Raw genomic sequence first — 11,184 nt, forward strand, 5'->3', positions numbered from 1 at the left:
TCGGCCGTATCGGATCGTCATGCTCTACGCCTTTCATGAACTCGCCTACCAGTCGGCCCTGCCGTTCCGGGTCGGCGCGCAACTGGCCCGCAGCTTCTGGACCTCGCCGTTCAACCCGGCGGCCGACACCGCCATCGGCCGCACCGCCTACGCCTCGGCAGAACTGTTCGAGAGCGTGACGCGGCGCTATGGCAAGCCGGCTTGGAAGCTGGAAACCATCGACATCGGCGGCAAGCCGGTGCGCACCACCGAACAGGTGATCTGGCAGAGCCCGTGGTGCCGCCTGGTCCGCTTCGCCCGCAACATCGGCGACCTGAAGCGCGCCAAGAAGCCCGCCTCCGGCCCGGCCGTCCTGATCGTGGCCCCGCTTTCGGGCCACTACGCCACCCTGCTGCGCGGTACGGTCGAGGCTTTCCTTCAGGACCACGACGTCTATGTCACCGACTGGGTCAACGCTCGCCAGGTGCCGATGCTGGAAGGCCGGTTCGACTTCTTCGACTACATCGACCACGTTCGCCTGATGCTGGCCGAGATCGGCGGCCGCGCCCACGTCGTCGGCGTGTGCCAGCCCGGCCCGCCCGTTCTGGCCGCCGGCGCGGTGATGGCCGAGGACGAGGACGAAAACCGTCCCCTGTCGATGACCTTCATGGGGTCGCCCATCGACGCGCGCCTGTCGCCGACCGTGACAAACCAGCTGGCCGAGGAAAAGCCCTTCACCTGGTTCAAGTCGAACATGATCCACACCGTGCCCCTGCCCTATGCGGGCTTTGGGCGGCACGTCTATCCGGGCTTCGTCCAGCTCTACAGCTTCATGTCGATGAATGAGGATCGGCACCGCGACGCCCACTGGAACTATTTCACCAGCCTGATCGCCGGCGACGGCGACGAGGTCGAAAAGCACGAGGAATTCTACGACGAATATCTGTCGGTGCTGGACCTGACCGAAGAGTTCTATCTCCAGACCATCGACATCGTCTTCCAGCAGCATCTGTTGGCGCGGGGCCTGTTGGAGCATCGCGGGCGCAAGGTCGATCTGTCCAGGATCACCGACATCGGCCTGATGACCGTCGAGGGCGAGAAGGACGACATCTCCGGCGTCGGCCAGACCCAGGCCGCGCACGGCCTGTGCCCAAACATTCCCGAGGATCGCCGCGTCCTCTACATCCAGCCGGGCGTGGGCCATTATGGCGTGTTCAACGGCCGGCGATTCCGTGACGAGATTTATCCCCGCGTGCGCGATTTCATCGCCCAGAACGAGGCCGCCGGTGGCGTATCGCAACGGTCAGCAGCTGCCGCTTGACGAAAGCGGGGCCGGCGCCGGTCCCGTTCTAAGACTGTCGGTCAATTCGCGTGCCCGCCGCCTATCGGTGCGGATCGATGCGCGCGCCGGCGAGGCCGTGGTCATCGCCCCGACCGAGCGCGACCTGAGCCAGGCCGTCGCCTTCGCCCGATCCAAGGCCGTCTGGATCAGCGAACGCCTGGCCGTCCGCCCCAAGAGCCGCCCGCTGGAACCGGGACAGGTCATCTCCCTGCGCGGCAGGCCTGTGCGGCTTGAGGCCGTGCCCGGCGGGGGCGCCGCGCGCCTGGTCGAGGACGGGACCATCATCCGCTCGGGCGGCGAGGGCGAGGCCTACGCCCGCCGCGTCGAAAACCTGTTGAAACGCGAGGCGCGCGAGACGCTTCTGGAACGCACCGACCACCATCTGCGCACCCTGGGCCAGGGCCCGATCAAGATGGGCATCGCCGACACCCGGTCGCGCTGGGGCTCGTGCAGCCCGCACAACCGCACCATCCGCTACTCCTGGCGCGTCATCATGGCCCCGCCCCCGGTCATCGACTACCTCGCCGCCCACGAGGTCGCCCACCTGGTCCACGCCGACCACAGCCCGGCTTATTGGTCCGTGGTCGAACGGCTGGTCGGGGATCACAAGCCTTGGCGCAAATGGCTGAAGGATTACGGCGCCGCCCTTCACGCCGTGGGGCGTTAGGCGGAAACCCCAGCGGCCGGGCGCGTTTAGCATGGCCCGCCCACTCAGGAACGCCCCATGAAAACGATGATCACCCTGTCAATCGCGCTCGGTCTCGCCGCTGCCGCCGCCTCGTCCGCCAGCGCCCAGTCGCAGGCTACGATGAACGCCAACGCCGCTCAGGAACTTCAGCGCGCCGATCGGGCGCTCAATAGCCAGTACACGACGACGATGGGACGGCTGTCGCCCGCCAGCCGCACCTTGCTGCGCACCGCCCAACGCACCTGGATCAGCTTCCGCGATCAGCAATGCCGCTTCGAGGCCTCCGGCGTTCAGGGCGGTTCCGCCTATCCGATGGTGCATTCGACCTGCCTCGCGCGTCTGACGACAGAGCGGACACGCCAGTTGCGGACCCTCAGCCAATGTCAGGAAGGCGACCTGTCCTGCCCCCGCTGACCCAGGGCTGAAATGCAAAGGGAGGCGACCGCCGGGTCGCCTCCCTTTTTACGCGCCGTTGGCGTCGCGATCAGAAGAACAGGGCATCGCCCTTTCTTTCCGGCGCCGGCCGGCCCTCGGGCTGCTGCGGGTTCGGCGCATCGCGATAGCCGCCCTTGGGAGACGCGGGACTGGACGGCTGCGGCGACGACTGCTGCATCGGCGCCTGGTCGTCCGAGACATAGGGCTCGCCCGCCAGGGGATCGACGGGTTCGATGGGCAGGCCGTTCTGATCCAGGCCGCTCATCAGGTCGCCGACCGGATCGGGCGCGACCCAGCCTTCGGGCATGGGCGGACCGTTGGGGATGGCGGGGGCGTCCAGGCGCGGCAAGGCCGCCTCCATGAAGCCCTTCCAGATGGCGGCGGGCGACGAGCCGCCGGTCACGCCGCGCATGGCGGTGTTGTCGTCCTTGCCGACCCAGACGGCGGTGACGAAGCCGCCGGTATAGCCGACGAACCAGGCGTCCTTGTAATCCGAGGTCGTGCCGGTCTTGCCCGCCAGGTCGCGGCCCGAGATCGCCGCCGACCGCCCCGAGCCGCTGGTCACCACGCCGCGCAGCATCTGGTTCATGTAGTACAGCGACGGATTGTTGATCGCCTGACCGCTCTGGCCTGACTGGCGCTGGTAGATGACGCGGCCCTGGGGCGTGCGGATGCGGCTGATGCCATAGGCATCGACGCGGCGCCCGCCGTTGGCGAAGGCGTCATAGGCGGTGGCCATCTCGATCGGCGAGACCTCGACCGCGCCCAACGCCATCGCCGGCTCCAGGCCGATGCGGCTTTCGATGCCCAGACGCCGCGCGGCGCGGGCCACGCTGTCGCGCCCGACCTGATCGGCGACGTAGGCCGCGACCGTATTGGTCGACTGGGCCACGGCCTGGGCCAGGGTCATGTTTCCACTGAACGTGCCTGAATAGTTGCGGGGCGACCAGTTGCCGATGGTGATCGGTTGATCGACCACCGGGGTCTGGGGCGTATAGCCCGCCTCGACCGCCGCCAGATAGACGAAGGGCTTGAAGGCCGAACCCGCCTGGCGCTTGGCGTCAACGGCGCGGTTGAACTGACTGTCGGCATAGGAGGAGCCGCCGATCATGGCGCGCACCCGGCCGTCGCCGTCCAGCGCGACCAGGGCCGCCTGCTGTACGCCCTTGCCGGCGTCACGATCCAGGATGCGGCGCACCGACCGCTCGGCCGCCGTCTGCAGCGTCAGGTCCAGCGTGGTCTCGACCACCATGTCCTCGGTCGGTTCGCCGACCAGGCTGCGGATCGACTTGTCCAGCCAGTCGATGAAATACTGGGCGTGCTGGGTCGCCAGGGTGCGCGAGACGATGACCGGCTGGGTCACGGCCTGTTCGCGCTGGGCGGCGGTGATGACGCCGGCCTCTTCCATCTCGTTCAGCACGACGGTGGCGCGGGCGGCGGCGCGTTCGCTCTCGGACACCGGCGAATAGCGCGAGGGCGCCTTCAGCAGGCCAGCCAGCAACGCAGCCTCGCCGACCGTCAGGTTCTTGGCCGACTTGTCGAAATAGCGCTGCGACGCCGCCTCGATTCCGTAGGCGCCGGCGCCGAAATAGACCCGGTTCAAATAGAGGGCCAATATCTCTTTCTTGGAGAATTTCATCTCCAGCCAGACCGCCAGCATCAGCTCCTGCACCTTGCGGCGCATGTTCTGATCGGGCGTCAGGAACAGGTTCTTGGCCAGTTGCTGGGTCAGGGTCGAGCCGCCCTGCACCACCCGACCGGCGCGGACGTTGGTCGCCATCGCCCGCATCATGCCGATGGGGTCGAAGCCAGGGTGGTGATAGAAGCGCCGATCCTCGATCGCGATGAAAGCGGCCGGCACATAGTCCGGCAGGGCATCCAGATCGGCGGGCGGCGCCATCTGGGTGCCCCGCGTCGCGATCAACGCCCCATTGCGATCCAGATAGGTGATCGAGGGCTGGCGATCGACCTGATACAGGCTGGAGGTGTCCGGCAGGCCGCGCGCAAAGACGGCGAAGAAGACAACGAGGAAGATCAGCCCCCAGACCGCCAGCACGGCGCTCCAGTAGAACAACCGTCCCAGGGCCGACCGGCGGGGCTTGCCCTGCGCCTGTGGTCCGCCCGCGTTCACCGGTCCCGCCATGTCCGTCCTTCAGATGCCGCCTTGGGCGAGTTCTCGTTCATCGGCTGTGTATCGCGTATGAACGCCCGCCGAAACGGTCCCGCCGACTTCACGGGATCGTGAGCGGCTATTTCGCCGAAAGAAAGGCGCGCCTGCACAGCCAAACGCCGCTTTCCGCCCCGTCGTATTCCACGCGCAATCCGGCGTCGGCCAGCAGGGCGCGATAGGCCTCCGGGTCAAGACTGGCGTGATAGAGCGGCTCGCCCCGCCAGTCGCCGATGGTCTCCCCGTGCGCCTGGCCCGAGGTGAACATCAGCCGCCCGCCGTCGGCGACGCACGCAGCCAGCTTCGGCAATACCCTGCTCTGATCGTCGGGGCTGAGATGGAACAGGCTGTGCCAGGCCAAAACGCCGTCGAACGGACCCGGCGGCAGGGACTCACGCATATCTCCAACCGACCAGACCCCCGCCGGCAGCGTCGCCCGCGCATGGGCGATCAGGCCCGGCGACGCATCCACCCCCGTCACCTGATGCCCCCGCTCCAACAGGGCGGCCCCGATGGGCCAGCCCGAACCACAGCCGACATCCAGAATAGATGCGCCTGCGGGCAGCTCTGCAACGAAGCGGTCCAGCCAAACCGCTTCGTCCGCCCCGTCTTCGCCGGAATACAGGGTCTCGCCCCGATCCCGGACCCAGTCGTCGGCCTTGTCCCGATAAAGGCCGACGATTCGTTTCGCGGACGGATGGGTCACGGCGCCTATTTCGCCAGGAAGGCGTCCAGATCCGCGTAGAAGGCCTGGGGCTGGTCGAACATGATGAAGTGGGCGCTGTCGTCGATCCGCTTCAACTGCGCGTCCTTCAGATTGGCGAAGGACATCCGATAGATGCTGTCGGTGATCTGGGGCGTCATGCGCGGATCGTTGAACTTGACGTACAGCACCTCGGTCGGGGCGGTGATCTTGGACAGTTCGGGACGCAGATCCGACGTGATCAGCTCGCGGAAGGCGGCGGCCGAGACCTTCTGGTCGCTTTCGCGCATGTCTTCCAATGCCTCGGCGCGGCGGCTTTCGGTGTTGATCATGCCGTTGATGCTGGTCGTCGCCTGGGCGACATAGGCCTCGCGCGGGCTGTTGGCCTGGGCGGCCCAGATCTGGTCGGCGACCGGCGTCACGCTTTCGGCCGAGGCGCCCGGCGCGGCGAACATCGCGCCCATGAAAGGCACCATGTCCACGACCATCAGCTTGCCGACCGCATCGGGATGGCGCGCGGCCAGCATCATGCCGATGGTGCCGCCCATCGAATGGCCGACGACGACCGGCTTGGTGAGGCCCTTTTCGCGGATATAGCGGGCGATCTCTTCGGCGACCGGCGCGGCGACGGGCGACGGGGTCGCGCCCTGCGCATTGCCCTCGGCCGGCGCGCCGGCGAAACCCTGGACGTGGATGCGATGGACGCGCCAGCCGGCGCCCAGATGATCCACCGTCCCCTGCCAGATCTCCGGCGACGAGCTGAGGCCGGGGATCAGGATGATGTCGCGCCCGCCGGCGTCGCCGTCGACGCGGACATGGATGCGGTCGGACTGGAAATCCGCATGCTGATGGCCGTGGGCATGGCCGCTTTCGGCATGGGCGCCGTGCCCGTCCTGCGCGAAGGCCGCTGGCGCCACAGCGATTAAGGCGGCGGCTGCTGCGGCACCGACGGCGCGGTTCAGAATGGATGCGATGGTCATGATCAAACTCCCATTTGACGCCCGCTTATGCCGCATCAACTTTGATATGTAAAGTTCTCTGTCAGGTGATATGAGACAGGCGGCGCGCGGCTCTGTTAGACAGTCGGCATGAAGCCCGCCGACGCCGCTCCCGTCCAGTCCCCCCAGGTCGAACCCGCCCCTTCAAAAGGCGGCGCGCAGCCGTTCGGCAAGGGGTTCGTCACCGACGCCTGGTATTTCGTCGCCCTGGGCCGCGACGTCGCTCCGGCCAGCCTGAAACGCTACGAGATCATGGGCGAGCCGGTGCTGATCGGCCGCACTCGCGCCGGCCAGGTCTATGCGATGCGCGACATTTGTCCCCACCGCGCCGCGCCCTTGTCGGCCGGCAAGCTGGTCGAAAAGCCCGGCGAGGGCGAGACGGTCGAATGTCCCTATCACGGCTGGCGCTTCCGCCCCGACGGCGTCTGCGCCGCCATTCCTTCGCTGGTCGAGGATCAGGCGTTCGAGGCGAACCGCATCCGCGTACGGTCCTATCCGGTGCGCGAGAGCCAAGGGATCGTCTTCGTCTGGATGGCGTCGGACGCCCGCAACCCGATGGAGCCGGACCATGAACCGCCCGTCTTCCCCGGCGTGGTCGGCGGCGAGGCGAAGCTGGTCGAGGCGATGGATTTCGACAGCCATATCGACCACGCGGTCGTCGGCCTGATGGACCCCGCCCACGGCCCCTACGTCCACCAGCAATGGTGGTGGCGGTCCGAGCATTCGATGCACGAGAAATCCAAGGCCTTCGCCCCGACCGAATTCGGCTGGGCCATGGTCCGCCATGCGCCGTCGTCGAACAGCCGCCTCTACAAGATCCTGGGCGGGGCGCCCGCGACCGAGATCACCTTCCGCCTGCCGGGCTTCCGCTGGGAGCACATCCAGGTGGGCGAGAAACAGGTCCTGGCCCTGACCTGCCTGACGCCGATCACCGACACCAAGACGCGCATCACGCAGATCTTCTGGTCCGATCATCGGGTGTTCGGCCTGGCCAAGCCCTTCCTGCGGATGGGGGTCGTCGCTTTCCTGAAACAGGACGGCGGGATGGTGAACCTTCAGAACGAAGGCCTGCGCTACGACCCTGCCCTGATCTGGATCGACGACGCCGACAAACAGGCCAAGTGGTATCAGCAGCTGAAGCGCGAATGGGCCAAGAGCCGGGCGGAAGACCGAGCCTTCGTGAACCCGATCCAGCCGACGACGCTGAGGTGGAAGAGCTGACGCCGTGGTCCCCCTCCCCACTTTGTGGGGAGGGGACACTGGGTCTTACAGCTTCAGCCCGTTCTCCTTGGCCAGGTCGACCAGCTTCACCATCGGGCGCGGGCCCCAGTGGGCGATGACTTCGGACGCCGCCAGCGAGCCCAGCTTGCCGGCCTCTTCAAGCGTCAGGCCGCGCGCGAGGCCCAGCAGGAAGCCGGCGGCGTACTGGTCGCCGGCGCCGGTGGTGTCGATGACTTTGGCGACCGGATAGGCGGCGACGACGACGCGGTCCTCGCCCTTGATCACGACTGAGCCCTGCTCGCCGCGCGTCACGGCGGCGATCTCGACGATGGCGGCCAGTTTCGCGGCGGCGGCGTCGAAGTCTTCGGTCTCGAACAGGGCGCCCAGTTCGGCCTCGTTAGCCAGGACGATGTCGGCGGACTGGGTGATGAAATCCAGTAGCTCGGCGCGCCAGCGGGCGACGACGAAGGTGTCCGACAGGGTGATGGCCACCTTGCGGCCGGCTTTGTGCGCGGCGGCGGCGGCGCGTTCGAAGGCGGCGCGGGCGGGCGCCGGATCGAACAGATAGCCTTCCAGATAGACGATCTCGCTGGCGCCGATCAGGGCCTCGTCGATGTCGTCGGCATACAGCTGGTTTGCGGCGCCCAGGAAGGTCGCCATGGTGCGTGCGCCGTCCGACAGCACATTGATCAGGCAGCGGCCGGTGCCGAAGCCCTGATCCGCCCCGGCCGTCAGGACAGGCGTGTCGAAGTGAACGCCGGCGGCGCGGATGTCGTGGGTGAAGACCTGGCCCAGCGTATCGTCGGCGACCTTGCCGATATAGGCCGCGCGGCCGCCGAACGAGCCGACGCCCGCCACGGTGTTGCCTGCCGAACCGCCCGAGGCCTCTACGCCCGGCGCCATGGCGTCATACAGGGCGGCGCTGCGCTCGGCGTCGACCAACTGCATTGAGTTGGGCGCCAGGTCCTGGGCCGTCAGGAAGGCGGCGTCGCAGGGGCTGAGGACGTCGACGATGGCGTTGCCGACGGCGCAGACGTCATATTGGGCGGTGTTCTGGGTCATGGTCGCGCCTTAGCCGGTCAATGCCCGCACGTCACCCGAAATCACATAAGGAAGCCCTTATATGCTCCACGTCGCTTCGGTATGAGGACTGCATGACCCAGATCGCCGTCCTGACCCCCGATCCCGCCGACAAGACCTATGTCGGGCGCTGGCCAGAGGTGCTGGAACGGTTGAAGGCGACGTTGGAGAGCACGGGCGCGACGGTCACGGCCACGCCCTGGAGCGATCATGTCGAGGACGCGTCGGGCCTCAAGGCCTATGACCTGATCCTGCCGGTCATCGCCTGGGGCTATCACCGCGATCATGGGCGCTGGCTGAAGGCCTGCGCGACGTGGCGCGAGGCCGGTCTGGCGGTCGCCAATCCCGCCGAGGTGCTGCGCTGGAACTCCGACAAGGCCTATCTGGCGCGGCTGGCGGACAAGGGCGTGCCGATCCCGCAGACGCGCTGGACCGACCGCGTGACCCAGGATCAGGTGGACGCCGCCTTCGCAGAGACCGGCGCGCCAGTGCTGATCGTGAAGCCGACCGTCTCGGCCGGGGCGTTTCGCACCCTGCGCCTGACGCCAGGCGAGGTGTTGAGCGATGCGCCCGAGGGCGCGGCGATGATCCAGCCCTATCTGAAATCGATCGAAACCGAGGGCGAGACCTCGCTGCTGTTCTTCGGCGGCCCGTTCAGCCATGCGGTCAACAAGCGGCCGGTGGCGGGCGACTTCCGCATCCAGGTCCAGTTCGGCGGCCTGTATACGGCCGTGACGCCGGATGCGGCGGCGATGGCCTTGGCTGAGCAGGTGCTGGCCGCCATCGACGAACCGCTACTCTATGCCCGCATCGACATGGCCCGCGACGACGCCGGCCGATGGGTGCTGATGGAGGCCGAACTGATCGAACCGGACTTCTATCTGGACCACGACCCCGCGAACGGCGCCGGCTTCGCCGAGGCCGTCAAAGCGCGGCTGGAGGCCTAGGCCGCCTGGCGCTGAATCGCGCCCAACCGAGCCTGGAGCTCAGAACTCTTCCCAGTCCGACTGAACGGTGGCCACAGCGGCCCGCCCGCCGCCGCCAGCCGCCATGCGGGCGCGCGCAGGGGCGGCGTGGGCGCGGGCGAAGCTTTCGACGCGCGCCTTCATCTGCTGGACGGAGGCCGCGTGGATCGGCGTCGGGGCCGCGGCGACCTTGCTAACCTCGAAGCGGCCGACCAGTTCGGCCAGTTCGGCGGCGTCGCGGCTCAGGCTCAGGCTGGCGGCAGTCGATTGCTCGACCATGGCCGCGTTCTGCTGGGTGACCTGGTCCATCTGGTTCACGGCGGTGTTGACCTCGGCCAGACCCACCGCCTGTTCCTGAGTCGAGGCGCGGATTTCGCCCATCAGGGTCGTGATCTCCTCGATGCGGCCGGCGATGCCCGCCAGGGCCTCGCCCGACTGACGCACCAGAACGACCCCGTCCCTGACCTGGCTGGAGCTGGCCGAGATCAGCGTCTTGATCTCCTTGGCCGATTCCGCCGACCGTTGGGCCAGGGCGCGCACTTCGGACGCGACGACGGCGAAGCCACGGCCGGCCTCGCCCGCACGGGCGGCCTCGACGCCGGCGTTCAGCGCCAGGAGATTGGTCTGGAAGGCGATCTCGTCGATCACGCCGATGATCTGGCTGATCTCATTGGACGAGCGTTCGATCTCGCCCATGGCCGCGACGGCCTTCTGGACGACCACGCCGCCGGTCTCGGCCTGGGTCCGCCCCTGGGTGACGACGGTGTCGGCGGCCTGGGCGTTCTCGGCCGTCTTGCGCACCGTCGCGGTGATCTGATCCAGCGCGGCGGCGGTTTCCTCCAGGCTGGCGGCCTGTTGTTCGGTGCGACGCGACAGGTCTTCGGCGGCGCTGCCGATCTCCTGTGCGCCCGACTGCATCGACCCGGCGTTGACGCCGATTACGCCCAGCGCCTGATCCAGCGTCGCCATGGCTTGGTTGAAGTTGTCGCGCAGGACGGCGTAGTCGCCCGGAAAGTCGTCCTGGATGCGATAGGAAAGGTCGCCGGCCGCCATGGCCGACAGCCCTCTGGCCGTGCCTTCGACGACGGCGGCCTGAACTTGCGCGGCCTGACGGTCCGCCTCGGCCCGGCGTTCGCGCTCTTCCTCGACGGCGGTTACGTCCGTGGCGAACTTGACCACCTTGTAGGGACGCCCGTCGCTGTCCAGGATAGGATTGTAGCTGGCCTCGATGACCACGCGCTTGCCGCCTCGGCCGTAGCGCACAAACTTGTCCGCCACGAACTCACCTGCGTTCAGCTTTCGCCACAACTCGGCATAGGCCGGCGTCTGCGCCTCAGTCGGATCGACGAAGATCTTGTGGTGACGTCCGACGATTTCGGACAAATCGTATCCCACCACTGATAGGAAGTTCTGATTGGCCTCCAGAGTGACGCCATCCAGATCGAACTGGATGACTGCTTGAGAGCGACTGACGGCAGCCATCATGTTGCGCAGCTCGTTGAGCGTCTTGTCATCTCTGTTTTTGGCAAAAAGGCGCAATGCAAAAATCTTTCGTGCTGAGATGAACGTTAATGCCACATCAACACTTTAAATCAGGTGTCAGCAT

At 67.2% G+C, this 11,184-nt stretch carries 10 protein-coding genes; 5 read left to right on the forward strand and 5 right to left on the reverse strand.

Annotation, left to right across the window (positions count from 1 at the left end; all coding sequences use genetic code 11):
• The first annotated feature begins 19 nt into the window (after nucleotides 1-19).
• Genes E4341_RS00290 through E4341_RS00300 form a run of 3 tightly spaced genes read left to right on the forward strand, consistent with a single transcriptional unit; the run spans nucleotide 20 to nucleotide 2,423 of the window.
• Nucleotides 20-1,300, forward strand: a complete 1,281-nt coding sequence (locus E4341_RS00290) for a polyhydroxyalkanoate depolymerase (protein ID WP_165113939.1) — start codon at nucleotides 20-22, stop codon at nucleotides 1,298-1,300.
• The gene (locus E4341_RS00295; protein WP_165113943.1) at nucleotides 1,266-1,988 is read left to right on the forward strand and encodes a M48 family metallopeptidase; all 723 of its coding nucleotides are present in this window, start codon (nucleotides 1,266-1,268) and stop codon (nucleotides 1,986-1,988) included. The genes E4341_RS00290 and E4341_RS00295 overlap by 35 nt, the downstream gene beginning before the upstream one ends.
• A 57-nt stretch (nucleotides 1,989-2,045) precedes the next feature.
• Nucleotides 2,046-2,423 (forward strand): lysozyme inhibitor LprI family protein, encoded by a 378-nt coding sequence (locus E4341_RS00300; protein WP_055808962.1) that lies wholly within the window; start codon nucleotides 2,046-2,048, stop codon nucleotides 2,421-2,423.
• A gap of 70 nt (nucleotides 2,424-2,493) precedes the next feature.
• Here E4341_RS00300 and E4341_RS00305 read toward each other — a convergent pair whose 3' ends face one another.
• The 3 genes from E4341_RS00305 to E4341_RS00315 form a co-directional block, all read right to left on the reverse strand.
• Nucleotides 2,494-4,587 carry a transglycosylase domain-containing protein gene (locus E4341_RS00305; protein WP_165113947.1) on the reverse strand — a complete coding sequence of 698 codons (2,094 nt, stop codon included), beginning with the start codon at nucleotides 4,585-4,587 and terminating at the stop codon, nucleotides 2,494-2,496.
• Between the two features lie 106 nt (nucleotides 4,588-4,693).
• A complete protein-coding gene (locus E4341_RS00310) occupies nucleotides 4,694-5,317 on the reverse strand; it encodes a trans-aconitate 2-methyltransferase (protein WP_165113953.1) in 624 nt (207 codons plus the stop codon).
• Between the two features lie 5 nt (nucleotides 5,318-5,322).
• Nucleotides 5,323-6,294: an alpha/beta fold hydrolase gene (locus E4341_RS00315; protein ID WP_165113956.1), complete on the reverse strand. Its 972-nt coding sequence runs from the start codon at nucleotides 6,292-6,294 to the stop codon at nucleotides 5,323-5,325.
• A gap of 108 nt (nucleotides 6,295-6,402) precedes the next feature.
• On the opposite strand from E4341_RS00315, the gene E4341_RS00320 reads away from it, so the two are divergent.
• Nucleotides 6,403-7,533 (forward strand): aromatic ring-hydroxylating dioxygenase subunit alpha, encoded by a 1,131-nt coding sequence (locus tag E4341_RS00320; protein ID WP_165113960.1) that lies wholly within the window; start codon nucleotides 6,403-6,405, stop codon nucleotides 7,531-7,533.
• Nucleotides 7,534-7,578: 45 nt separating this feature from the next.
• Here the strand turns inward: E4341_RS00320 and E4341_RS00325 are convergent, their stop codons facing one another.
• A complete protein-coding gene (locus E4341_RS00325) occupies nucleotides 7,579-8,595 on the reverse strand; it encodes an adenosine kinase (protein WP_165113963.1) in 1,017 nt (338 codons plus the stop codon).
• Between the two features lie 92 nt (nucleotides 8,596-8,687).
• On the opposite strand from E4341_RS00325, the gene E4341_RS00330 reads away from it, so the two are divergent.
• A complete protein-coding gene (locus E4341_RS00330; RefSeq protein WP_165113966.1) occupies nucleotides 8,688-9,560 on the forward strand; it encodes a RimK family alpha-L-glutamate ligase in 873 nt (290 codons plus the stop codon).
• A 39-nt stretch (nucleotides 9,561-9,599) separates the two neighbouring features.
• Here the strand turns inward: E4341_RS00330 and E4341_RS00335 are convergent, their stop codons facing one another.
• A complete protein-coding gene (locus E4341_RS00335) occupies nucleotides 9,600-11,063 on the reverse strand; it encodes a methyl-accepting chemotaxis protein (RefSeq protein ID WP_165113969.1) in 1,464 nt (487 codons plus the stop codon).
• Nucleotides 11,064-11,184: the final 121 nt, after the last annotated feature.

The sequence above is a fragment of the Brevundimonas sp. 'scallop' genome, assembly GCF_011045535.1.
Classification (GTDB): domain Bacteria; phylum Pseudomonadota; class Alphaproteobacteria; order Caulobacterales; family Caulobacteraceae; genus Brevundimonas; species Brevundimonas vesicularis.